This is a genomic window from Desulfobacter vibrioformis DSM 8776 (genome assembly GCF_000745975.1).
Lineage (GTDB): Bacteria > Desulfobacterota > Desulfobacteria > Desulfobacterales > Desulfobacteraceae > Desulfobacter > Desulfobacter vibrioformis.
Genome location: NZ_JQKJ01000001.1, coordinates 313,441 through 338,515, shown reverse-complemented (window position 1 = coordinate 338,515; position 25,075 = coordinate 313,441). Strand labels below are relative to the sequence as shown.

General features: G+C 49.9%; 21 protein-coding genes, 5 tRNA genes and 1 riboswitch. Of the genes, 10 read left to right on the top strand and 16 right to left on the bottom strand.

The annotated features are described in order from the left end of the window. Positions 1-31 precede the first annotated feature (31 nt). The 16 genes from rpsG to Q366_RS01410 all read right to left on the bottom strand — a co-directional run bounded on the left by rpsG (position 32) and on the right by Q366_RS01410 (position 13,845). Complete coding sequence (rpsG, locus tag Q366_RS01480; RefSeq protein ID WP_035235624.1) at positions 32-499, bottom strand: 30S ribosomal protein S7; 468 nt, start codon at positions 497-499, stop codon at positions 32-34. Positions 500-574: 75 nt separating this feature from the next. Beyond that, positions 575-946, bottom strand: a complete 372-nt coding sequence (gene rpsL, locus Q366_RS01475) for a 30S ribosomal protein S12 (protein WP_035235623.1) — start codon at positions 944-946, stop codon at positions 575-577. A 104-nt stretch (positions 947-1,050) separates the two neighbouring features. Further along, positions 1,051-5,433 carry a DNA-directed RNA polymerase subunit beta' gene (gene rpoC / locus Q366_RS01470; protein WP_035235622.1) on the bottom strand — a complete coding sequence of 1,461 codons (4,383 nt, stop codon included), beginning with the start codon at positions 5,431-5,433 and terminating at the stop codon, positions 1,051-1,053. 10 nt (positions 5,434-5,443) lie between these two features. Next, complete coding sequence (rpoB, locus tag Q366_RS01465) at positions 5,444-9,574, bottom strand: DNA-directed RNA polymerase subunit beta (protein ID WP_035235787.1); 4,131 nt, start codon at positions 9,572-9,574, stop codon at positions 5,444-5,446. 112 nt (positions 9,575-9,686) lie between these two features. Next, positions 9,687-10,076, bottom strand: a complete 390-nt coding sequence (rplL, locus tag Q366_RS01460) for a 50S ribosomal protein L7/L12 (protein ID WP_035235621.1) — start codon at positions 10,074-10,076, stop codon at positions 9,687-9,689. A gap of 77 nt (positions 10,077-10,153) precedes the next feature. Beyond that, on the bottom strand, positions 10,154-10,678 hold the full coding sequence (gene rplJ, locus Q366_RS01455) for a 50S ribosomal protein L10 (RefSeq protein ID WP_035235620.1): 525 nt from the start codon (positions 10,676-10,678) through the stop codon (positions 10,154-10,156). A gap of 213 nt (positions 10,679-10,891) precedes the next feature. Continuing rightward, positions 10,892-11,584, bottom strand: a complete 693-nt coding sequence (rplA, locus tag Q366_RS01450) for a 50S ribosomal protein L1 (protein ID WP_035235619.1) — start codon at positions 11,582-11,584, stop codon at positions 10,892-10,894. Between the two features lie 24 nt (positions 11,585-11,608). Next, positions 11,609-12,031, bottom strand: coding sequence for a 50S ribosomal protein L11 (gene rplK / locus Q366_RS01445; RefSeq protein ID WP_035235618.1), 423 nt, complete (start codon positions 12,029-12,031; stop codon positions 11,609-11,611). Between the two features lie 35 nt (positions 12,032-12,066). Beyond that, complete coding sequence (gene nusG / locus Q366_RS01440) at positions 12,067-12,597, bottom strand: transcription termination/antitermination protein NusG (protein ID WP_035235617.1); 531 nt, start codon at positions 12,595-12,597, stop codon at positions 12,067-12,069. Between the two features lie 16 nt (positions 12,598-12,613). Continuing rightward, positions 12,614-12,967 carry a preprotein translocase subunit SecE gene (gene secE / locus Q366_RS20665; protein WP_084691655.1) on the bottom strand — a complete coding sequence of 118 codons (354 nt, stop codon included), beginning with the start codon at positions 12,965-12,967 and terminating at the stop codon, positions 12,614-12,616. 63 nt (positions 12,968-13,030) lie between these two features. Next, positions 13,031-13,107 (bottom strand) — tRNA-Trp (locus tag Q366_RS01430). Between the two features lie 10 nt (positions 13,108-13,117). Continuing rightward, positions 13,118-13,267 carry a 50S ribosomal protein L33 gene (gene rpmG, locus Q366_RS20660; protein ID WP_425388285.1) on the bottom strand — a complete coding sequence of 50 codons (150 nt, stop codon included), beginning with the start codon at positions 13,265-13,267 and terminating at the stop codon, positions 13,118-13,120. Between the two features lie 125 nt (positions 13,268-13,392). Then, positions 13,393-13,469: transfer RNA gene (locus Q366_RS01425), tRNA-Thr, on the bottom strand. Positions 13,470-13,514: 45 nt separating this feature from the next. Further along, positions 13,515-13,590: transfer RNA gene (locus Q366_RS01420), tRNA-Gly, on the bottom strand. Between the two features lie 84 nt (positions 13,591-13,674). Continuing rightward, positions 13,675-13,759, bottom strand: a tRNA-Tyr gene (locus tag Q366_RS01415). 10 nt (positions 13,760-13,769) lie between these two features. Beyond that, a tRNA-Thr gene (locus Q366_RS01410) sits at positions 13,770-13,845 on the bottom strand. Between the two features lie 276 nt (positions 13,846-14,121). On the opposite strand from Q366_RS01410, the gene Q366_RS01405 reads away from it, so the two are divergent. The 10 genes from Q366_RS01405 (at position 14,122) to cbiD (ending at position 25,010) form a co-directional block, all read left to right on the top strand. Continuing rightward, positions 14,122-15,858 (top strand): LysM peptidoglycan-binding domain-containing protein, encoded by a 1,737-nt coding sequence (locus tag Q366_RS01405; protein WP_035235616.1) that lies wholly within the window; start codon positions 14,122-14,124, stop codon positions 15,856-15,858. A 195-nt stretch (positions 15,859-16,053) separates the two neighbouring features. Beyond that, positions 16,054-16,247: riboswitch (cobalamin riboswitch) on the top strand. A 265-nt stretch (positions 16,248-16,512) separates the two neighbouring features. Further along, a complete protein-coding gene (locus tag Q366_RS01400) occupies positions 16,513-17,385 on the top strand; it encodes a sirohydrochlorin cobaltochelatase (RefSeq protein ID WP_035235615.1) in 873 nt (290 codons plus the stop codon). A 24-nt stretch (positions 17,386-17,409) separates the two neighbouring features. Beyond that, entirely contained in the window at positions 17,410-18,447 is a 1,038-nt protein-coding gene (locus Q366_RS01395; protein ID WP_035235614.1) for a FecCD family ABC transporter permease, read from the top strand. Between the two features lie 5 nt (positions 18,448-18,452). Then, on the top strand, positions 18,453-19,223 hold the full coding sequence (locus tag Q366_RS01390; RefSeq protein WP_035235613.1) for an ABC transporter ATP-binding protein: 771 nt from the start codon (positions 18,453-18,455) through the stop codon (positions 19,221-19,223). After that, the gene (locus Q366_RS01385; RefSeq protein ID WP_035235612.1) at positions 19,223-20,146 is read left to right on the top strand and encodes an ABC transporter substrate-binding protein; all 924 of its coding nucleotides are present in this window, start codon (positions 19,223-19,225) and stop codon (positions 20,144-20,146) included. Before Q366_RS01390 ends, Q366_RS01385 begins: the two co-directional genes overlap by 1 nt. Then, complete coding sequence (locus tag Q366_RS01380) at positions 20,143-21,528, top strand: cobyrinic acid a,c-diamide synthase CobB (protein WP_035235611.1); 1,386 nt, start codon at positions 20,143-20,145, stop codon at positions 21,526-21,528. The genes Q366_RS01385 and Q366_RS01380 overlap by 4 nt, the downstream gene beginning before the upstream one ends. Next, positions 21,515-22,138: a precorrin-8X methylmutase gene (locus Q366_RS01375; RefSeq protein WP_035235610.1), complete on the top strand. Its 624-nt coding sequence runs from the start codon at positions 21,515-21,517 to the stop codon at positions 22,136-22,138. The genes Q366_RS01380 and Q366_RS01375 overlap by 14 nt, the downstream gene beginning before the upstream one ends. Continuing rightward, entirely contained in the window at positions 22,135-22,875 is a 741-nt protein-coding gene (cobI, locus tag Q366_RS01370) for a precorrin-2 C(20)-methyltransferase (RefSeq protein WP_035235609.1), read from the top strand. The genes Q366_RS01375 and cobI overlap by 4 nt, the downstream gene beginning before the upstream one ends. After that, positions 22,847-23,914, top strand: coding sequence for a nucleoside recognition protein (locus Q366_RS01365; RefSeq protein WP_035235608.1), 1,068 nt, complete (start codon positions 22,847-22,849; stop codon positions 23,912-23,914). The genes cobI and Q366_RS01365 overlap by 29 nt, the downstream gene beginning before the upstream one ends. Next, positions 23,904-25,010 carry a cobalt-precorrin-5B (C(1))-methyltransferase CbiD gene (gene cbiD / locus Q366_RS01360; RefSeq protein WP_035235607.1) on the top strand — a complete coding sequence of 369 codons (1,107 nt, stop codon included), beginning with the start codon at positions 23,904-23,906 and terminating at the stop codon, positions 25,008-25,010. Before Q366_RS01365 ends, cbiD begins: the two co-directional genes overlap by 11 nt. The last annotated feature ends 65 nt before the right edge of the window (positions 25,011-25,075 follow it).

Below are 25,075 nucleotides of genomic sequence, written 5' to 3'. Positions count from 1 at the left end.
GTGGAATGTTTACAAAGATATTTTTAAATTTCTACCACCTAAAATGCGCAAACGCCTTGTTGGCTTCGGCCATTTTATGCGTATCTTCTCTTTTCTTGATTGCCCCGCCACGCTCGTTATAAGCATCCATCAGCTCAGCAGCAAGCTTTCTTGTAAACCCTTTTTCAGAGCGGTTTCTGCTGAAATTGATAAGCCACCTGAAAGCCAATGCCGTCTGGCGACCGGGTTTTATATCAGTGGGCACCTGGTAGGTAGACCCGCCGATCCTTCTTGATTTCACTTCGACAGAAGGCCTGATATTATCAATCACTTTTTTAAACACTGTCAGAGCGGGTTCGCCAATCTTATCCTCAGCAATCATCAACGCATCAGCCACAACCTTACGGGCAGCATTCTTTTTGCCGTCTTTCATCACACAATTGACAAACTTGGCTGCAAGCTTCTCCTCATGCGTGGCATCCTGCATGAAGCCTTCTTTTAAAACAAATTTTTCTGCCATCTTAAAAAGTCCACCAAATTTATATTCTATTAATTATGAATGCTTAACCCAATCACAATCCCTGGGCCATCTTGATTACTTGGGACGTTTGGCACCATATTTTGAACGCCCCTGGCGACGGTCATCCACGCCCAGCGTGTCAAGGGCACCCCTGACAATATGATAGCGCACACCCGGAAGGTCTTTCACCCTCCCACCCCTGACCAGAACAACGGAGTGCTCCTGGAGATTATGCCCCATGCCGGGGATATAGGCAGCAACTTCCATACCGGTTGTCAAACGAACCCTTGCAACCTTACGCAAAGCTGAGTTCGGCTTTTTAGGAGTAGAAGTATATACCCTTGTGCAAACCCCGCGTTTTTGAGGCCCGCCCTTCAAACCTGGCGTACTCACCTTCTTTTCCGATTTCTTTCTACCTTTTCTTACCAATTGATTTATGGTCGGCATAACTCTCCACACGCTCCTTCATCAAACTTAATAAGTCGCCATACACGACAAAATATTCAATTCTACTTATACTTTTCCAAAATGTCAATAATATTTTATATTTCCTACACTTCAGCGATTTCACCATATCCCACTTCGATATTGCGGTAACCCGGAAAACCCGTGCCCGCCGGGATAAGTCGGCCCATAACAACGTTTTCTTTCAACCCCTTGAGATTATCATATTTTCCTTCAATGGAAGCAAGGGTCAGCACCTTGGTGGTCTCCTGGAACGATGCTGCAGACAAAAAGCTGTCCGTGGACAAAGAAGCCTTGGTAATGCCAAGAATCAGGGGCTCACCCTTGGCTGGTTCACCACCTTCCATGGCTACTTTACGGTTGGTTTCCTCAAAAAGAATCCGGTCAACCTGCTCATCCGGAATAAAATTGGTATCCCCGGTGGAGATCACTTTAACCCGGCGCATCATCTGGCGGATAACAACCTCAATGTGTTTGTCATTAATTCGCACACCCTGGAGCCTGTAAACCTCCTGGACCTCATCAACCAGGTATTTGGCCAGTGCCACTTCACCCTTGATATTCATTATATCCTGGGGATTGGCAGAGCCTGCGATCAAGGGATCTCCTGCTTTCACATAATCGCCGTCATACACAGACACATGCTGGCCCTTGGGGATGGCATACTCTTTTGCCTCTCCAACATCACCGGGTTTAACCGTTACCTTCTGGCGGCCTTTAGTCCCCTTTGCAACAGTGACATAGCCGTCAATTTCAGTCAGCACTGACGGATCCTTTGGTTTTCTGACCTCAAAAAGCTCGGCAACCCTGGGCAGACCGCCGGTAATATCCTTGGTTTTTGTGGTGGCACGCGGCAGCTTGGCAATAACGTCACCAGCCATGATGTTGTCATCCTCGTCAACAGTGAGAATGGCGTTTACCGGCAGGTAATACCTGGCAGGGGTCTTGGAGTTGGGCAGTTTAACCGCTTTACCCTCTTTATCCTTTACGGTGATTCTAGGCCGGACCTCAACATCCTTGCTTTCAATGATCGTTCTTGACACCTTGCCGGTAACCGGGTCAATCTGTTCCTGCACCGTATTCCCCACGATAATGTCAGCAAATCTTATCCGGCCGGATACTTCCGTGATAATCGGCGTGGTAAAGGGGTCCCAGGAGGCTATAATGTCACCTGGCTCAATCTGCTGGCCGTCTTTGGCATGGAGGGTGGCACCGTAAATGACGTTTTCCTTGGCACGCTCACGCCCCTCCTCGCCGACAATGGTCACACCGCCACCTTTGCGGTTCATGACAATGACATCACCCTGGGCCGAGGTGACCGTCTGAATACTGTCATTGAACTTTAAAATGCCACCGACACGGGCTTTGATTTCAGCGACTTCTACCTTTCTGGACGCGGTACCGCCGATGTGAAAGGTACGCATGGTCAGCTGGGTACCAGGCTCACCAATGGACTGGGCTGCCACAATACCAATGGCCTGACCAATTTCCACGGTGACACCATGGGCAAGGTCACGGCCATAGCATCTTGAGCATACACCGTGTTTTGAGTTACATGTTAATACGGATCTGATTTTCACCTGTTGAACGCCGGCTGCTTCAATTTTAGCCACATGGGCTTCATTGAGCTCAGTGTCAACCGCCACAATAAATTCATCGGAATAGGGATCACGGATGTCTTCCTGGGTGACACGCCCAAGAATCCTTTCCCCAAGCGTCTGGATGATTTCACCGCCTTCATATAATGCTTCAACTTCAATGCCGTTGATGGTACCGCAATCAGGCTCTACGATGGTGCAGTCCTGCCCCACATCAGCCAGACGGCGGGTCAGGTAACCGGAGTTGGCTGTTTTCAGTGCGGTATCAGCCAGCCCCTTACGGGCACCATGGGTGGAAATGAAGTACTGGAGTACGGACAGGCCTTCACGGAAACATGCAGTGATGGGGTTTTCAATAATCTCGCCGGAAGGTTTGGCCATCAGCCCGCGCATACCGGCAAGCTGACGCATCTGATCCTTGGAACCACGGGCACCGGAATCCGCCATGACATAGACGGCATTGAGTTCCTCTGAACTGTCCGCCCCTTCTTTTTGGGGCGGATTTTTCATCACTTCCATCATGGCGTTGGCAATATCGTCTGTGGCCTGGGCCCAGATATCAACCACCTTATTGTATTTCTCGCCCTGGGTAATCAGACCTTCGGAATACTGCTCTTTGATGTCTTCGATATTCTTTTCGGCTTTACCAATGAGCTCCCATTTATTGTCCGGAATAATCATATCATCAATGCAGATGGACAAACCGCCAAGTGTGGAATTCTTGTATCCGATATCCTTAAGGCGGTCGGAAAGAATAACTGTTTCCTTCAAACCGATATTTCTGTAGGCATAATCAATGAGTTTTACAATGGATTTTTTATCCATCAGCTTGTTCACCAGACTGAACGGCAAGGTAGAGGTTCTTTCATCCACTTTGAAAATGGTGTATTTTTCACCGACCATCCGGACATCGGTGAATTGCCCTTGTTTAAGTCCGTAGAGCTGCTCCACCACCACGTCGGAAACATGAAAAAGATTTTGAAATTCCTTGCGTGTTAAAACCCCTGTTGTCCCCCGGGTCTTTTTAATTTCCTCATCCCCGTATTTATCAAGAACAGCATCAAAATCTTCACCTGCCTTTAATTCAGCAAAGGCAGCTTCGGCATCCCCAAGGTTTTCGGTCCGGATACGGCTCATGTTCAACAGGACATCACCGGGGATGGTTTCCCACAAAAGAATCCGGCCGGTGGTGGTATCATAAATCACATCGTCAATGCGCACCTTGATTTTGGCGTGGATATCCAGCTCCCCCGAATCAAAGGCGAAACGAACCTCGTCTATACTTGAAAAGGTGACGCCTTCCCCCTGCCGGCGTGACATTGCCCGGGTCATATAATAAATGCCCAATACAATATCCTGGGTGGGAACAATAATAGGCTGGCCGTTTGCCGGGGACAAAATATTGTTGGTGGACAGCATCATGATCCTGGCTTCCAGCTGGGATTCCAGGGACAGCGGCACATGAACGGCCATCTGGTCCCCGTCAAAGTCAGCGTTGAATGCGGGACACACCAGGGGGTGAAGCTGAATGGCCTTGCCTTCGATCAATACCGGCTCAAATGCCTGGAACCCGAGACGATGCAGGGTGGGCGCACGGTTAAGCATCACCGGGTATTCCTTGACCACGGCTTCAAGGGCATCCCATACTTCGGTCTCCTCGCGCTCAACCATTTTCTTGGCACTTTTAACCGTGGAAACCAGGTTTTTCTGCTCAAGGTAATTATAAATAAACGGTTTGAACAGTTCCAAAGCCATTTTCTTGGGAATGCCGCACTGGTGGAGCCGAAGTTCAGACCCCACGGTAATAACGGTACGGCCGGAATAGTCCACACGTTTACCTAAAAGATTCTGGCGGAAACGCCCTTGTTTGCCTTTAAGTGTATCAGACAGGGATTTCAACGGACGTTTGTTGGTACCTGTGACCACCCGGCCATGGCGTCCATTGTCAAAAAGCACGTCCACAGCTTCCTGGAGCATCCGCTTCTCGTTTCGGACAATAATATCCGGCGCATTGAGATCTACCAGACGTTTAAGACGGTTGTTGCGGTTGAGTACCCGGCGATACAGATCATTAAGATCCGAGGTGGCAAACCTGCCGCCCTCAAGGGGCACAAGAGGGCGCAAATCCGGCGGCAAAATGGGGCAGGCTGTCAGGATCATCCGGGAAGGCTCTATGCCTGAGGTCAAAAAGGCATCAATTACCTTCATGCGCTTGGCCATTTTCTGCTGCTTGGCCATGGATTTGGTCAAGCCGATCTCTTCGGTCAGTTCGTCATGGACCGCCTGAAGATCAATCTCATTAAGCAGGGTTAAGATAGCCTCTGCGCCGATCCCTGCATCAAAACCCTCTTCACCAAATGCTTCAACAGCCTCATAATACTGGTCATCGGAGAGCAGCTGCATTTTTTTCAGCCCGCTGCCCTTGGGATCTATGATAATATATGAATCAAAGTAGAGAACCTTTTCCAGATTCTTCAAAGTGATATCCAGAACATTACCGATCTTGGACGGCAGACTTTTCAGAAACCAGATATGGGAAACAGGAGAGGCAAGTTCAATATGCGCCATACGCTCGCGTCTGACCTTGGACTGAATAACCTCAACCCCGCATTTTTCACACACCACCCCCCGGTGCTTCATGCGTTTGTACTTACCGCAATTGCACTCGTAATCCTTGGTCGGTCCAAATACCTTGGCACAGAAAAGACCGTCACGTTCGGGCTTAAACGTTCTGTAGTTGATGGTCTCGGGTTTTTTTATTTCGCCGTAGGACCATTCCCTAATCTGATCTGAGGATGCAAGGCTGATCTGAACGCCCTGGTAACTTTGGGGATCCTTGGGTTTTGCGAAGAAATCATATATATTATCCAATGTCTTCTCCTTATTTGCTGCCTTCTATAAGATTCATATCCAGCCCCAGAGCATTGAGCTCTTTAATCAGAACCCTGAAAGATTCAGGCATTCCAGGTTCCAGGACATTCTGGCCTTTAACAATTTTTTCATACATACGGGTCCGGCCGGTCATGTCATCGGATTTCACCGTAAGAAATTCCTGGAGCGCATGGGCGGCACCGTAGGCTTCCATGGCCCAGACCTCCATCTCCCCGAGACGCTGCCCCCCGAACTGGGCCTTGCCGCCAAGGGGCTGCTGGGTAACGAGGGAATACGGTCCAATGGACCGTGCATGCAGCTTGTCATCAACCAGATGATGAAGCTTGAGCATATACAGGGTTCCCACAGTAACCGGTTTATCAAAGGGTCTTCCTGTACGCCCGTCGTAGAGGATAGACTGACCTGAGGGGTCACTTTCCGACATGCCAATCAATTCCTTGATCTCTTCCTCTGTGGCACCGTCAAATACCGGTGTGGCGGTATGCACCCCGTTTTTATAACGAGAAATAAATTCCATAAATTTTTCATCATCCATGGCATCAATATCCCGGACAATGGCATCATCCACCTGCCCTTCCCTTTGTTTACGGGTCAAAGAGAATATCTGTTTGGCCTTGTCCCGCAATGCGTCCAGCCGTTTTTCCTCCAGCATCTCATCAATCTGCTGGCCCAGGGCATAGGCGGCCCGGCCCAAATGGATCTCGAGAATCTGGCCCACATTCATACGGGAAGGCACGCCCAGGGGGTTAAGTACCATGTCAACGGGCCGACCGTCTGCAAAATAAGGCAGATCCTCAACCCGGAGAATTCTTGACACAACACCCTTGTTCCCATGGCGGCCAGCCATTTTATCCCCCACGGAAAGCACCCGCAGCATGGCCACAGAAATTTTAATGAGCTTGAGAACCCCCGGAGGAAGGTCGTCACCTTTTTCAAATCTGGAAACCTGACGGTTGAAATGCTCCCGGGCCTTTTTTATCTGTTCCTGGGCCTGTTCAAGAACGACCTGAACCTTTTCAGTTAATACCGCATCCTCAACAGTAACATTTACCAGTACGGACACAGGTACTTTTTCAAAAATACCAGGGACCACTTTTGTTCCGGCCTTGACCAGAACCCTGCCGTTACGTTCCAGATCATTGAGCAAGGCATGACCATCGAGTACGGCTTCAACTCTCTCCCGGCCGACCCAGGAAATAATTTTTATTTCATCATCCCGGTCTTTTTCAAAACGCTCGATCTCTTCGTCTTCGATCTGGCGTGTTCTCTCATCTTTGGGCAGGCCGCGCCGGGAAAAGACCTTGGCATCAATCACTTTTCCGTAAACCCCCGGGGGCACACAAAGTGACGTATCCTTTACGTCGCCGGCTTTTTCACCAAAAATGGCGCGCAGCAGCTTTTCTTCCGGAGAGAGCTGGGTTTCGCCTTTGGGTGTGATTTTACCCACCAAAATATCACCGGGTTTGACTTCGGCTCCCAGACGGATAATGCCGCTGTCATCCAAATTCTTCAAGGCATCTTCACCCACATTGGGAATGTCCCGGGTAATCTCTTCCTTGCCAAGCTTTGTATCCCTGGCCAGGACCTCAAATTCCTCAACATGAACAGAAGTGTACACCCCATCCTTGACCAGCCGCTCGGATACCAGGATGGAATCCTCATAATTGTAGCCGTCCCAGGGCATAAAGGCTACGGTCACATTTTTTCCAAGGGCCAGTTCCCCCAGTTCCGTGGACGGACCATCCGCAATGACCTGCCCTTTTTTAACCGCCTCGTTTTTCTTCACAATGGGTCTGTGGTTAAAGCAGGTATTCTGGTTGGAACGGACAAACTTGGTACAATTATAGATGGATACGGCTTTATTAAATTTGGGATCATCATTGTCATCATTTTTAACAACAATGCGCTTTGAATCCACATCAACCACCACTCCGTCCCACTCAGCAACAATGGTGACCCCGGAATCCCTGGCAACAACCGCTTCCATGCCGGTACCCACTAAAGGGGCTTCACTGCGGATCAAGGGCACTGCCTGGCGCTGCATGTTGGAACCCATCAGGGCCCGGTTGGCATCATCATTTTCCAGAAAAGGAATCAGGGATGCGGATACAGATACCAGCTGGTTTGGTGATACATCCATAAACTTGACTTCTTCGGGTGCCACCATCTCAAATTCCCCGCCCACCCGTGCAGATACCGTGGGGTTGATGAAATTGCCGTCAGCATCCAAGGGTGCATTGGCCTGGGCAATGGGGAGTTCCTTTTCTTCAAATGCGCTTAAATGCTGAATGATTTTGCTGGCATTTCCTTCATTGACAACCCTGAAAGGGGTTTCAATAAATCCAAAATCATTTACCCGGGCATAGGTACACAGGGAAACAATCAGACCGATATTGGGGCCTTCAGGAGTCTCAATGGGGCAGATACGCCCATAGTGGGACGGGTGAACGTCGCGCACCTCAAAGCCCGCACGCTCCCGGGTCAAACCACCAGGTCCCAGAGCTGAAAGACGCCTTTTATGGGTGGTTTCAGACAAAGGATTGGTCTGGTCCATAAACTGAGACAATTGTGACGTGCCGAAAAATTCGCGAACAACCGCTGACACGGGCTTGGGATTAATAAGGTCGTGGGGCATCATGGCGTCCACTTCCTGCATGCTCATCTTTTCTTTGATGGCGCGCTCCATGCGGACAAGACCAATGCGGTAATGGTTTTCCAGAAGCTCACCCACGGCCCGGACCCGCCGGTTTCCCAGGTGGTCGATATCGTCCACCTGGCCCTGGGTGTCTTTGAGTTCAATCAGCGTGGCTGCGGTAAGCAGCACATCCTCTTTTCTCAGGGTTTTGACATCGATTTTCGTATTCACCCCGAGACGGTGGTTCATTTTAAGACGGCCGACCTTGGACAAATCATAATATGTCTGGCGGAAAAACAGATGATCAATAAAATCCTGGGCCACTTCAATGGTGGCAGGATTTCCGGGACGAAGCCTGCGGTAGATATCCATCAAGGCTTCTTCCTTGGATATAACCTTGTCGGAAACCAGGGTTTTACGCATGGAATCAGAACTGCGTGGATCTACATAAAGGATTTCAAAGGTGTCAATGCCCTTTTCCGCAAAAAGTTCAAAGGTGTCCTCTGCAATGGTATCACCGGCTTTAAACAAAGGGGCCTGATCGCTGCTTTCCAGATAAAAGTTACTTGAAAACGCTTTGCCTATGAGTTCTTCTTCGGAAATAGGAATAAAATCCAGATTTTCATCAGCAAGCTGTTTTAATGCGCGTTTGGTAAATATCCGGCCGGCCCGGACCACGACCTCTCCGGTCTCAGGGGATTTGATATCATAGGCAGCCCGCTGGCGAACCAAGTTTTCAGGAATGAATTCCCTGAAATAAGAGCCGTTTTTATGAACAATTTTTTCTTTGGTGTAAAAAAAGTCCAGGATATCTTCTCCAGTGTATCCAAATGCCTTGAAAAGAATGGAAACATGAAATTTACGCCGGCGGTCAATGCGGATATAGACAATATCCTTGGCATCAATTTCCATATCAATCCAGGATCCCCGCACTGGAATAATACGGGCATTATAGATGATTTTACCCGTGGAATAATTTTTCCCTTTATCATGATCAAAAAATACACCTGATGACCGGTGAAGCTGGGAGACAACTGCACGTTCAGTACCGTTGATGATAAAGGTGCCCCTGGGCGTCATCAACGGAATGGTGCCGAAATATATTTCCTGTTCTTTTATATCCCGGATGGTGGACACACCGGTGTCTTTGTCATGATCATAGACGACAAGCCGGACCCTTATATTGACCGGGATGTCATAGGTCATCCCGCGACTGATACATTCCTGCATGGAGTGCTTGGTTTCCCCAAAGGAATAAGAGACGTATTCAAGGGAAGATGTATCGGTAAAATCCTTGATGGGAAATACGGATTTAAAAACCGAATGCAGTCCCTTTTCCTCTCTGTCCTGGGGTGGTACATCCCTTTGAAGAAAACCTTCAAAGGAGTCTCTTTGCATCCCGATGAGATCAGGGATGTCTATAATTTTACGTTTACCGCCAAACTCTTTTCTAATACGCTTGTTCGTCAATAGACTTCCGGTCATGATATCTCCCGATGTGAGTTTTTCCAACCGTAAAAGCGGAGACATGACCCACTGGCCTTGCCCCCGCGTATAGTTTATGCACAAACTATTTGTGCTTATCAGCTATGCAAAACTACTTTACAGACACTTGAGCACCGGCACCCTCAAGCTGTTCCTTAATTTTGTCTGCCTCTTCCTTGGCTATGCCTTCTTTTACAGCTTTGGGCGCTTCTTCAACCAGTGCCTTGGCTTCTTTCAGACCAAGACCGGTGATGGCGCGAACTTCCTTGATTACATTAATCTTCTTGTCGCCTGCAGCTTCAAGAATAACGTCAAATTCTGTTTTCTCTTCCTCTGCAGCAGCGGTATCACCTGCGGCAGGCATGGCCCCGGCAGCAAAGGCCACCGGTGCGGCCGCGGATACACCAAATTTGTCTTCAAATTCTTTAATCAGTTCTGAAAGTTCCAGAACGCTCATGTTTGAAATAAATTCAATTACATCATCTTTTGTAATATCAGCCATTTTAATCTCCTGAAAAGTATACGAATATCTGAATCGTAACTCTTAGTCTAAATTTTAACGTTTTGGTTTAATTTAAATTACGCTGCATCTTTTTGATCTTTAACAGCATTAAGCACATTGAGAAAAGATCTGGGAACACCGGCCAGCACGTTGACAAAATTCGTGGGCACCGCATTGAGTGTGTATACCAGCTTGGCCAGCAACTCTTCTTTGGAAGGCATCTTGGCAAGCTGCATGACATCTTCTTCGCTTAAAAGCTTTCCACCAAGGGCCGCACCTTTAAGCTGTATTTTCTCATTGGTTTTCAGAAAATCTGATATGACCTTGGCAGGTGCCACAGGATCATTCTTGGAAATGATGATCGCATTGGGTCCTTTAAAAAGGTCAGTTAATACCTCGGAGCCGGTCTCTTTCACCGCCAGTCTCATCAGGGTGTTTTTTACAACCGCCATTTGAGCCCCGGCTTCCCGAAGTTTTGCGCGAAGTTCGGTCACCTGGGAGACAGTCAGTCCCTTGTAGTCGACCAGGAAAGAAATCTCTGCATCGGCGAGTTCCTTTGCGAGATTTTCGACCAGTTTTTTTTTCTGGGAAATATTGAGCATCTTTTTACACCTCCTTCCTTAAATTAATTTAGTGTCGAAGGTGCCAACGAAACCAAAACAAAATTTATTTTCCGTCTCGGCAGGCCGGCAAATCCGATTATGCATCTAATATGCACCTACTGTCTAGGACAGGTTTAACGTGTATTTCGTTTGACAGGACAAAAATACACTTGATTATTTAATCGATTTATTTAAGCAGCTTAGTTAATCGACTTAATTAATCAACAGAGGATCCACTTTAATACCCGGGCCCATTGTTGAAGATATGCTGATGGATTTGAGATAGGTTCCTTTGCTTGCTGCAGGTTTAAGCGAGACAACTTTATCAAGAAAAACGGTTACATTTTCCAGCAGCTTTTCAGCACCAAAGGATATTTTACCAACAGGTACATGAACAATACCTGCTTTTTCAACCCTGAAATCAATTTTACCGGCTTTTACTTCGTTGATGGCCTTGGCAAGTTCAAATGTTACGGTGCCGGTTTTTGCATTGGGCATCAAGCCCCTGGGGCCAAGAACACGACCGAGCTTACCCACAGTGCCCATCATATCGGGGGTCGCAATCGCCTTATCAAATCCGAACCAGCCATCTTTGATCTTCTCAACGATCTCGTCTGTGGCAATAAAGTCTGCGCCTGCATCAAGAGCTTCCTGTTCTTTTTCACCCTTGGCAAACACCAGAACTTTCACCTCTTTACCCAGCCCATTGGGCAGAACAACGGTTCCTCGAACCATCTGGTCTGCATGCCGGGGGTCAACCCCCAACCTTACAGCAACATCAACCGTCTCGTCAAATTTTGCATAGCTGGAAGATACAGCAATTTCCAGGGCATCTTTAGGCCCGTACTGAACCGTTCTGTCCGATTTGCTCAGTGCTTCGTTATGTTTTTTACTCCGCTTAGGCATTTTAATCACTCTTATACTTAAAAGTTAAACGACTTCTATTCCCATACTTTTGGCTGTGCCTTCAATAATTCTAACGGCAGCATCAATATCCGAGGCGTTCAAATCAGGCTTTTTAGTTTCTGCAATTGCAACAACCTGAGCTTTTGTCACCTTACCGACCTTATCACGATTCGGCTCCCCAGACCCTTTGGAAAGCTTGGCTGCGGCCAGAAGCAATCTTGACGCAGGCGGGGTTTTGGTTATAAAACTGAAAGACCTGTCCTGATACACAGTGATAACGACCGGAATAATCTGCCCCGCATCATTGGCCGTTTTAGCGTTAAACGCCTTACAGAAATCCATGATGTTGACACCGTGCTGCCCCAAAGCCGGACCAATGGGGGGGGACGGATTTGCCTTGCCGGCTTCAACCTGAAGCTTAATCTGTGTCATTACTTTTTTTGCCATTTTAATACTCCTGAAACTCTTTATTTATAACCCGACTAAATCTTGGCTACCTGTATAAAATTCAATTCGACCGGCGTGGCGCGCCCAAAAATACTGACCAGCACCTTGACCTTTTCTTTATCCGGAGACACATCTTCAATGGTACCGTTGAAATTGGAAAAAGGCCCGTCAACAACCCGCACATCATCACCCGGCTCAAAAAGATATTTGGGCTGTGGTTTTTCCTTACCCTGCTTCATCTTTTCGATAATGCTCTGGGCTTCCCTGTCGGTTATGGGGGCAGGTTTGTTCTTCCCGCCAAGAAAACCGGTAACCTTAGCAGTGGAACTTACAATATGCCACGTCTCATTATCCAGATGCATACGCACAAGAATATATCCAGGGTAAAACTTTCTGGAAGACTGCTTTTTTTTCCCATCCACCAGCTCAACAACATTTTCTGAGGGAATCAGAATGTCCCCGAATTTTTCCGGATGTTTCAATCCCTGGATTCTTTCCTCCAGGGCAAGCTTCACCTTTTGCTCATGACCGGAATAAACATGGACGACATACCATTTTAAAGACATCTTATTTCCCTGTAGTCTATGTAAGGACAGCTTGGACGAGCGCGGACAGGCTGTAATCAAAAATTCCCAGAAAAACAGCAACAATGAACACAAAAATGACGACCACAACTGTTGTTCCGGTCGTCTGTTTCCGGGTTGGCCAGACAACTTTTTTCAGCTCAACCTTTACTTCCCGGAGAAACTCTGCTGTTTTTGCAATTAAATTACCCGCCCCAGGCTGCCCCACCGATTTTTCAGACATAGCCGCAGAGGGTGCCTGCACCGGCTTCCCCGCCACAGTCGATTTTACAGCAACGTGCGTCTCACCATCCGTTTCGACAACCCGTTTTCGTTTTTCACTTTGAGGCCTTTTTTTCTGTAATCTCGACATATCCCACCGATGAATGAATTATCTCCTGCCAACATCAAATATCGATCAGAAGGTGATAAAAAGTGGCAGGTCAGGAGGGAGTCGAACCCACAACAGCCGGATTTGGAGTCCGGTGCTCTGCCAATTGGAGCTACTGACCTGCATGGTAAACTATTTTATTTTTGACTCTTTGTGGACGAGATGTTTATTACAGAATTTGCAATATTTTTTTAATTCTATCTTGTCCGGAGTCTTGCGTTTGTTTTTGGTCGTTGTATAATTCCGTCTCTTGCATTCAGTACAGGCAAGAGCAATAAGCACTCTATCCACTTTCAACCCCTTAGACGTTTATTTTTAATATTGCCTACATCACTTGACCCTGGGCAAACCATACCACAGGCAAGTGACACTTTGTTCAACGCGTGATTATATCTTTTAGCATGATTTGGAGCCCATGACCAGAATCGAACTGGTGAACCTCTTCCTTACCAAGGAAGCGCTCTACCGGCTGAGCTACATGGGCTTATACAACATACATTCCAAACCAGCGCATAGAGAAGACTGCGAATGGAGCGGGAGACGAGGTTCGAACTCGCGACATTCAGCTTGGAAGGCTGAAGCTCTACCAACTGAGCTACTCCCGCTTATGATAAGACTAAATCAAGTCAATCAACCAAACCGACCATGTAGTCCTAACAATCTACAGTGCAGATCTCCTACATTTGTTTTGGTGGTGGGGGGAGGATTTGAACCTCCGAAGGCTGAGCCGTCAGATTTACAGTCTGATCCCTTTGACCACTCGGGAACCCCACCTAAGCTATTTTGGAGCCGATACCCCGAATCGAACGGAGGACATTCTCATTACAAGTGAGATGCTCTACCAACTGAGCTATATCGGCTTATCTTAAGCTATACATCTTCCATAGCAAAAGACCGGGTGAATGTATCAGAACATTTTTGTTATGGCAACCCTTTTTTTATCAAAAAATCATAATATTTTTTTTCGGCATGAAATCTGCGTTAACCAAACCCTGGACATACCGCTGATTTTTACTGTGACCATACGAGTTATTGAAACATCGTAAAAACAGCAGGTCCAAGGTTTTTCATTGACATTCCACACAATCTTTATTAGAGAAACTGAATTCAACAACAGCTATCGGTAAGGAGACGACGTGAACACTCACAAACTGGCTGCATTTATTTTTGCCTTATTCCTGATTACCGGTTGCCAGCAGTCCCACCTGTCAGCCAACAAACCCTTAACAGACAAAACGTTCAAGACGGAAAATGCCCAGAACCGGAGTATCGCCGCACATTGCACAAACGATGAAAACCAGTCCTCTGATACTGATCAAGGCAGGATAGACCAGGCCCTTGAACTTTGCAGCGTGGCACAAAATTACTGGGAAGAAGGCAACCTTGAAGACGCATTGTCAAGCCTTGATTCGGCCTATGCCCTCATGCTTGACATTGATACCACTGACACTTCAGAGGTTGCCCAGCAAAAAGAGGACATCCGTTATCTTATCTCCAAACGTATTCTTGAAATTTATGCGTCCCGTCAGATTGTTGTAACCGGCCACCATGAAGCCATCCCCGTCACCTTAAACGACCATGTGAATGCTGAGATAAAACGTTTAACCGGACCTGAACGGGGCTTCTTCACCCGCGCGCTTAACCGTTCCTGCCGTTACCGCCCGTATATTGTTCAGGCGCTCAAAAAATCCGGACTGCCCGAAGAGATCTCGTGGCTGCCCCTGATCGAGAGCGGTTTTCAGATCAGGGCACTATCTTCCGCAAGGGCGCTTGGTCTGTGGCAGTTCATCCCGTCAACCGGAAATAAGTTCGGATTAAGCCGCAACCACTATATTGATGAACGCATGGATCCTGAAAAGTCCACCCAGGCAGCCATTGATTATCTTAAGGAACTACATAATCTGTTCGGAGACTGGACCACGGCCCTTGCCGCCTACAATTGTGGTGAATATCGCGTACTCAAGACCATCCGTAAACAGAAAATCAACTATCTGGATAATTTCTGGGACCTGTACCAGAGCCTGCCCCGGGAAACGGCAAGGTATGTGCCCAGATTTCTGGCCACTGTTCACATTATTAAAAATCTTGAAAAATACAATTTTGCCATAACTGATCCGTTAAAACCAATTGAATACAAATCTTTTGACATAACAAAACAGGTCCGTTTAAGCGAGATCGCACGTGCGATAAATGCAGACCCAGGCACACTTGCCGCCCTTAATCCAGAATTGCGCCACCAGGTACTGCCGCCTGACCCTTATACAATTAAAATCCCGGTGAACCACGCAGACAGGTTTATGGCCCAAATTGATACCATAAAAACCACTTACCGGCAAAGCCCCCAATACACATACTACCGGGTACGGAAGGGAGACACATTATCCGGCATTGCCACCAAATTCAAAACGTCCGTGGGTAGCATTACCCGTTGCAACAAAATTTCAAAGAAGAGTCCTATTATCACCGGAAACGTATTGAAAATTCCAGGCTCAAATTATCAGGCCAGTTCAAATGCAGCAAAAACGGGCTGCAAAAAATCAAATTCAGCCTATGGAAAGAAAATCACGTATACAGTATGCCGTGGTGACAACCTATGGCTGATTTCCAAAAAGTTTTCTACAACCACCAAGCAGATTAAATCGCTGAACAAATTATCCGGAACAAAGTTAAGTGTTGGCCAGGGGCTGACGATTATCCCCGGGGATAAAGGCAACACAAACAGCAGAACGGCTTCAAAGTATAAAGTAAAATCCGGAGACAGCCCTGCACTCATTGCAAAGAAACACAATATGAGCATAGACCGTTTGCTCGCCTTAAATCATTTAAGCAAGGGAAGTAAAATTTATCCCGGCCAGAACCTGTTGGTAGAGTGAGGGGTATTTCTCAGAACCAGCTGTTTCAATTTTTGAGTTGATCGTATAGCAATTTCCATTTACTAAAACTGAACACCCCGCCCGAAAGGCGATAATTTACCGTGGCACATTATAGCAAGATATGCATCGAATCTTTCATGCGATTGCCCTGCCCCTCCCCAAAGCCCCTCTTGACATGGGCATCTTATTGCGCGATCATGGGCCTTGTGTTGAGGCGCCCGTTTGGGCCTAACAGGGAATCCCGTTAAAATCGGGAGCGGTCCCGCCGCTGTAACCGGGGACAAAATCTGCACATAGCCACTGTTCGTTTTAGTTTTAAGGCGTATGGGAAGGCGCAGATAGTTGGGTGATCCGGGAGCCAGAAGACCTGCCTGAACTGATTATGTGCATTGTGCGAAGGGAATCGCTGATGCAGACATAAACAATGACAAGGGCCAAGAAAACTGGGTGCAGCCCTTCAAGCCATAAAAGGCTTGGAGGGCTGTTTTGTTTTTTTTGGGTCTCCTGTATGCGGGATCGCCTCCCCGGGGAGGATGGCGGCAGGCATGTTTAGCCAGACATGTTCCTGCCGGTCTTGTTTTAGTGCGCGGTGCAGGTTCCGGATGGCTTACAGCGCGTTATTATTAACATCCAGGGTAATCAGGAGAACATTGTATGAAAAAATTGATTTCCGCAGCAGTTGTTTTGGCCATGGTTTTGTGTGCAGCAAATGCATATGCCCACAAAGAAGCACGCCAGGTGAAAAAAGGCATTCTGCTGGTGGCATTTGGCACCAGCGAGGCCTCAGCAAAGGTCTCTTTTCAAAACATTGAGGCCAAAGTCAAAAAGGCGTTTCCCGGGGTTGATGTGGTCTGGGCCTATACCTCCCATATCATCCGGCATAAACTGGCCAGCCAGGGTGAGATTATTCTTTCCCCGGCCCAGGCCCTGGCCAAAATGATGGATGAAGGATACACCCATGTGGCAGTGCAGTCCCTGCACACCATCCCGGGGGAAGAGTACCATGAGCTGACCATGACCGTGAATGGCTTCAAGGCCATGCCCGGTGGTTTTGACAGGCTCATTTTAGGCTTTCCCATGCTGGGTGCCCAGGACACGGTGGCCAAAGCGGTTGACGCCGTCATCGCCACGCTGCCCAAGGCGCGTAAGGCAAATGAACCTGTTGTGCTCATGGGGCATGGCACCCATCATCCGGGGAATATTTACTACTCCGGAATGAACTGGCAGATTCAGCAAAAAGACCCCAACATCATCATGGGCACTGTGGAAGGGTATCCTGAACTTGGGGATGTCATTGCCTGGCTTAAGGCAAAAAAAGCTAAAAAAGTATGGGTAATGCCCTTTATGTCAGTTGCCGGGGACCATGCCAAAAATGATATGGCAGGCGATGAAGACGATTCCTGGAAATCCCAGCTCACCAAGGCTGGATTCTCCTGCCAGACCGTGCTTAAAGGTACGGCTGAATATGATGAATTTGCCGACATCTGGGTAAGTCAGCTGGCAAAGGCAATGGCGCATTTTAAATAATAATTGAAAGGAAGTTTGTTAACCATGCCGGCTGCAACAGGCATAAAAAGCGCCCCCGCCCGGGTGGCGATGGTTCTTGGCCTGCTGCTGGGCGGGGTCATTATTTTGTCTGCGGCCATGGGCGTGGTTTGCCTGCCCTTTGTACAGGTGCTGGCCGTGATCTGGGAAAAACTCTGGGGCCAGGGCCCGGCCGATGCGCTGGCGTCGGCCATTATCTGGGATGTGCGTCTTCCCAGAATTTTTACAGCCGCCATTGTGGGGGCCGGGCTTTCTGTTTCCGGGGTGGTGTTCCAGGGGATTTTGAAAAATCCCCTGGCTGATCCCTATACCCTTGGCATTTCAGCAGGTGCGGCCTTTGGGGCCTGTGTGGCCTTTTTTTTCAACATGAGCTGCTTTCCGGGTTTAAGTGTGGGGCTGTGCGCCTTTGCCGGTGCTGTTATGACTTTGGCTGTGGTGCTGTACCTGTCCGGCGGCACTGCCGGCGGGTATTCATCCGGCAACCTGATTCTTTCGGGTATTATCGTTGCCGCTATCCTTTCAGCCGGAATCAGTTTCTTAAAATATGCGGCTGATGAACGGGTATCTGTGATCATTTTCTGGCTCATGGGCAGTTTTGCCGCCAAGACCTGGACGGATGCGGGGCTTTCCCTTGCCTTTGTGAGTATAGGCGCTGTGGTGTGCCTGTATTTTGGCCGGGATTTGAATCTTATGGCCCTGGGCGACCGGGCTGCCGCTTCCCTTGGCGTGGATGTGAAAAAAACCCGTCTGATTCTTTTGACAGCCGCGTCTCTCATGGCGGCAGTGTGCGTATCCGTGTCCGGCATCATCGGGTTTGTGGGACTTTTAGTGCCCCATATGATGCGCCCGGTTGTGGGTGCGGACAACCAGTGGCTGATGCCGGTTTCCCTTCTGGCAGGTGCCGTGCTGCTGCTGTGTGCGGATACCTTTACCCGGGCCGTACTGCCTTCGGAATTGCCCATCGGGGTGCTCACCGCATTGATCGGGGGGCCGTTTTTCTGTTATGTGTTTAAACGGCAGTTCTCCGGAAAACAAAAGTTGTAAGGCCCATGGGATACATATTAAAAGATATCTGTTTTTCCTATGAGAACCGCGCCATTTTTTCAGGCATCAGCCTGGAAATAGGGACCGGGAGATTCCATGGGGTCCTTGGACCCAACGGCAGTGGAAAAACCACCCTGCTTGACCTGATCACAGGACACCTGAAACCGCAAACCGGCAATATCCTGCTGGGCGGCAGGCACCTGGATGATTTCAACGCCGGTGAACTTGCAAAAAAATGTGCCCTGGTGCCCCAGGATTTTTCGGTGAACTTTCCCTTTACCGTGGACCAGGTGGTGATGATGGGCCGGTATCCCCATCTGGGCCGGTTCAGTGGGCCTGGAGCAAAGGACCGGGAACTGGTGGACCAGGCCATGGCTGCCACGGGGATCAGCGATTTTTCCCAACGCCAGGTCACGGAACTGTCCGGCGGGGAACGCCAGCGCGTGGTATTTGCCCGGGCCCTGGCCCAGGACCCGGCCTGTCTGATCCTGGACGAGGCCTTCGCCAACCTGGACATCCGCCATACCCTGGGGCTCATGACCCTGGTTGCGGACAGGGTGAAAAACAACGGTCTGACCGTGATCAGTGTGATGCAGGATCTTAATCTGGCTGCCCGGTTCTGCCGGTCCCTGCTGTTTATAAAGAATGGACAGATCGCTGCCCATGGACCCGTGGATGAGGTGTTAACTGAATCGGTAATTTATAAGGTCTTTCAAGTGTCATCCAAAGTGTATTACGATGAAACGATCAAATGCAGACAGGTGGTCTTTTTATAATGAAAACGCTAACGTACATATCAGCAGTTATTTTCCTGGCGCTACTGTTTTGGGCCGTGCCGGTGCAAAGCCATGCCGGCAATATTGTCACGGATGCCGGGGGACGCAGCATCCGGATTGATGCGCCCTTTACCCGGATTATCAGCCTGTACGGGGCCCATACCCATAATCTGAAAACCCTGGGGCTTGATAAAGAAATCATCGGGGTGTGTCCCATGGACGAGTGGGCGGAAAAACCGGAATATTCCTACCATGACGGGCTTGAAAAATTTATGGCTGCCCGGCCGGACCTGGTTTTGATCCGGCCCATGATCGACCAGGCCTATGCCGCCCTGGTAAAGGGCATGGAAAAAGCAGGCATTATTGTTGTTTCCCTTCAGCCCGGCAGTATGGACGAAATGTTTGACTACTGGCTGGCCCTGGGCACGCTCACCGGAAAAGTTGATCAGGCACAGCAGATGGTCTTCTCATTCAAGGATGAAATTGCAAAGATTGCGGCTGCGACCCGGGCGATTCCGGATAAAAAACAGGTCTATTTTGAGGCCATACACTCCCGGATGAAAACCTTTACACCCGGTTCCATGGCTATTTTTGCCCTGGAAACAGCAGGCGGTGTAAACCTTGCCCAGGACGCGCCCGCCGTGCGAGGCACTAATATCGCTTTTTACGGCAAGGAGCGGATTTTATCCCATGCCCATGAGATTGATGTATACCTTGCCCAGAAAGGCGCCATGAACCAGCCCACACCAGAGATGATCAAGAATGAGCCCGGCTTTGACGTGATCCGGGCGGTAAAGGAAAATCAGATTTTCATTGTGGATGAAAAAATCGTATCCCGGCCCACCATGGATCTGCTCAAAGGCATTCACACCATTGCAGACATGCTTTATCCCGGGATACTTGAAACAGGCAGTGTCCAATGAAGGGGATCGTGGTTGCCGGCGTTCACTCCGGGTGCGGCAAGACCACCATCACCCTATCCCTGATGGCTGCATTCAAGCGCCGGGGACTGCGCGTGGCACCCTTTAAGGCAGGCCCTGATTTCATTGATCCGGGGCACCACACCGCCATCACAGGTGTTGCCGGCCGGAACCTGGACGGGTGGATGCTGAAAAAACAGACCAACCTGGAAATTTTCAAGCAAAACACCGGACAGGCTGACATTGCCGTGGTGGAAGGGGTAATGGGCCTGTTTGACGGGTATGACGGCAGAACCGAGGCCGGTTCCACGGCCCAGCTGGCCAAATGGCTGGATCTGCCCGTGCTGCTGGTGGTAGATGCCCGGAGCATGGCCCGGAGCGCCGGGGCCCTGGTCCAGGGGTTTGAAAATTTTGACCCGGACCTTAAATTTGCAGGCGTTCTGTTCAACAAGGTGGGCAGTCCCGTCCACCTGGACTATCTGACCCAGGCCCTGACAGGCAATGTGAAGATGCCCTGTCTTGGCGGGGTGGGCCGGAATCCGGACATTGAAATTCCTTCCCGGCATTTGGGCCTTGTCACCAGCGACGACCATGGCCCTGGCGACCAGATGCGGGATGCCCTGGCCGATCTGGTGGAAAGCCGGATGGATCTTGATGCCCTGCTGGATTCACTGCCCTGTATCCCTATAGATACGCCAACGCCCCCGGAAAAGAAACCTGCGGTTGTACGCATCGCCCTGGCCCGGGATGCGGCATTCTGTTTCTATTATCCTGAAAATATTGAACTACTGGAACAGGCCGGTGCCCGGATTATTTATTTCTCGCCGCTTGCGGACCCGGATCTGCCGGACAACATAGACGGCCTGTATCTTGGCGGCGGATACCCGGAACTGCATGCCCGGACCCTTACGGAAAACACCGGATTCAGGCAGGCCGTTTCCCTGGCATGCCAAAACGGTATGCCCATTTATGCGGAGTGCGGCGGGTTCATGACCCTTTGCCGCACCCTGGAAGACTTAAACGGGCAATGCCATGACATGGTGGGATGTTTCGGGTTTACCTGCCGCATGTCCAAAACCTTGCGTGCCCTTGGATACCGGGAAATTACGTTGAACCGGGACACGATTCTCGGGCCGGCAGGTGTCACGGCCCGGGGACATGAGTTCCATTACTCCAGCCTGGATGACCATGGAGAAAAAAGTGTGTATAATGCCTGTGACCGGACCGGCGGCACCCGGGCCGTGCCGGGATTTGAGAAGAACCAAACCCTTGGCAGCTACCTGCACCTGCATTTTAAAAGCAACCCGGACCTGCCCCAACATTTTGTGCAGGCGTGTTTTCAATATCAGAACCAAAGGAAACGTTTCGTAAATGAAGCCCCATGAAATTGAAGCAAAAAGTTTTGCCATCATTGACGCGGAGGCAGGTCCCCACAATTTTGCCCCGGATGAGTGGAAAATTGTGCGGCGCATGATCCATACCACAGCGGACTTTGAATACATGGAGATGGTCAGGATCTCCGGCAGCGCCGTGGCAGCCGGAATCAAAGCCATCCGGAACGGGTGTACCGTGATCACGGACACCAATATGGCCAAAGCCGGTATCCGCAAAGAACCGTTAGCCGCCTTTGGCGGCAGGTGCGAATGCCTCATGGCTGATCCCCGGGTGGCGGCCCAGGCAGAGCGCAAAGGGGTGACCCGGGCCCGTGTGGCTGTGGAAATGGCCGCACCCATGATGGAAAACGGCATTTATGTGGTGGGTAATGCCCCCACGGCCTTGATTCATCTGCTGGACATGATAAAAAAGGAACAGGCCCATCCGGCCCTTGTTGTGGGGCTTGCCGTGGGGTTTGTCAATGCGGCGGAATCCAAGGCCGCCCTGATGGAAACCAGCATACCGTATATCTCAAATGTGGGCCGCAAAGGCGGCTCCAATGTGGCGGCAAGTGTGATTAATGCATTGGCACTCATTGCCGGTGAAAGGACTATCAAATGACCCAGGGCATTTTGTACGGCATTGGTGTGGGCCCCGGAGACCCGGATTTCATCACCTTGAAAGCGGTTAACATTTTGAGCCAGGTGGACATGGTGTTTGCCGCATCCTCTAAAAAAAATTCCCACAGCCTGGCGGCAAAGATCGCCAAACCCCATTTAAAAGCGTCTGTGCCCATTCAAATGCTCCCTTTTCCCATGACCCGGGACAAGTCGGTCATGGAAGCGGCGTGGCAGGATAATGCCAGAACCGTCATCAAGGTGCTGGAGCAGGGCAAAAATGCCGCCTTTATCACCCTTGGGGACTGCATGACCTACTCCACCTACGGATATGTGCTTAAACATATCCAAAAACTGGCCCCGCACATTAAGATCCGTTCCATTCCGGGCATCACCTCCTACCAGGCGGCTGCGGCCCGCATCAACACGCCTCTGGTGGAGGGCGAGGAATCCATGCTCCTTGTATCCGGTGTCACGGGCGGGGACAAGTTCCGGCAAATCAGCGACCATGCGGACAATGTGGTTTTTCTCAAGGCGTATAAAAATGCCGCAGACATTGCAAAGGCCCTGGATGAGGCAGGTATGGCCGACAAAAGTGTGGGCATTGTCAAATGCGGACTTGAAGGCGAGCAGATTATCCGCAATATGAATGTATTTCAGGAAAAAAAACCCGATTACTGGACCCTGATCATATCCAAGAAAAGCGGGCATTGTGTCGAAAATCAAAAAAAAACGAAATAACGGCCTGGCGCTTATCGCCGGGCTTGTGATCACGGGAATCGTACTGGCCGCGGGCCTTGCCTGGGTGGATGGTGTCACCGCGGCAAAATTGCCCGGACGCCTGTTTTGGCCGCTTTCCCGGATGCTGGCCTTTGTCTGCATCGGTCTTGTGGTGGCCCAGGCCATTGATGACACGGGCTGGACCCGCACACTGGGCGCCCTGGCTGCGCCGGTCTTCAGGTTCGCCAACTTAGGAACCCGGTGTTCTGCCGCATTTACGGCTGCCTTTTTTTCAGGGGTGTCTGCCAATGCCATGCTCCTGGATTTTTACAAGGAAAATCAGATCACCCGGCCCCAGCTTTTTTTGACCAACTTCATCAATCAGTTCCCGGCCTATTTTCTGCACCTGCCCATGACTTTTTTTATTGTGGTGCCTTTAACGCGTACAGCAGGTCTGCTCTATTTCCTTTTAACTTTTTTGGCCACCTGTGTCCGCACGTTTTTGTTTGTCCTGTTCGGACACTTTTTTGTGGGGGCCCAAATCTCAGGGACTAAGGTAGTTGACGATGTTCAGGCCGGGGAAGCCCAGGGCATTTCAAAAAAGAAAACGCCTTTGATGCAGTCTTTAAAGAAAAAGCTGCCGGCCCGGTTTACCCGGGTAGTGGCCTTTGTGATTCCGGTCTACACCGTGGTTTTCGTGCTCACCGCGGCAGGGGCCTTTGATGCCATTGAAACCTTTATGACCCGGTTTGCCGTGCAGACTTTTGTCCCGGCCCAGTCCTTAAGCGTGGTGGTATTAAGCTTTGCCTCGGAGTTCACCGCAGGGTTTGCCGCGGCAGGGGCCTTGATGGATGCAGGCACCATCACAGTGAAACAGACAGTGATTGCACTGCTTTTAGGCAATATCATCGCATTTCCCATCCGGGCCATCCGGCACCAGCTGCCCCGGTACATGGGCATTTTTTCACCGGGCATGGGACTTTCCATGTTACTTATGGGCCAGGGGTTCCGGGTGGCAAGTATTATTTTTGTGGGATTCGTGTACTGGATTGTCGGATAGAGAAAAGAAAAATTTACGTACAGGATTTACCACGGGCACGGCAGCAGCGGCTGCGGTAAAAGCGGCCCTGGTGTACCTGTTCACAAAGCAGGTGCCAGGATCGGTAACCGTCAATCTGCTCAACGGCCAGATCCTTGAAATTTTCGTTGACGCGGTATGCTGGAGCAATGGTCGGGTCCGGGCCGTGGTGGTCAAGGATGCAGGGGATGATCCGGATATTACCCACCGGGCCAGGATCGGTGCCGTGGTAGGCCTGACCGATGAACCCGGTACGGTACAGATCATTGGCGGCAAAGGCGTGGGCGTGGTCACCAAGCCCGGCCTTGAGATACCGCCGGGAGAACCTGCCATAAATCCCGGGCCCCGAAAGATGATCCGGGAATCCGCCTTGCAGGTACTCAACCAGTATCACAGCAATGCCGGGGTGAGCGCGCAAATTTTTGTGGAAAACGGAGAAAAGCTGGCCGAAAAAACACTGAACCGCCGGCTGGGCATAGAAGGGGGCTTGTCCATTCTGGGCACCACAGGACTTGTAAACCCCTTGTCCCACGAGGCCTACACCGCCACCATCCAATCGGCCATGGCCGTGGCCCGGGCCTGTGGATGCGACCATGTGGTTCTGACCACAGGAAGGCGATCCGAGCGGTTTTCCCAAATATTTTTTGCAGAACTTAACCCAGAGGCATTTATACAGATCGGAGATTTTTTTGGCATGTCCATGAAAAGCCTTGCTGAAAATAAGATCCCCCATGCCACCCTGGCCGTGTTTTTCGGCAAAGCCCTGAAAATGGCCCAGGGGTTTGTCCATACCCATGCAGAAAAATCCGATTTGACCATGGACTGGCTTGCCGGTATGGTCAGGGAACAGACCGGCAACAAGACCCTGGCCAGGCAGATTTTAAACGCCAACACAGCCCGGCATGCCTTTGGGATGGTCTGGCCCGGTTACCCCGGGGTCCTGGAAATGGTGGGCGGTGCCATGATCCGGTCTGCTGAAAAATTTTGCCCGGGACCGTGCCGGTTCAGGGCTATTATTTTTGACTTTCACGGGGCCATTGCCTTTGATTCCCACAGGCGGGAAAAAAATTGTGAATGAACCGGCAGGATGGTTCTGGCAAATTTGACTGTTTTTTTTAACTGAGCATAAACATGATTAAGGAG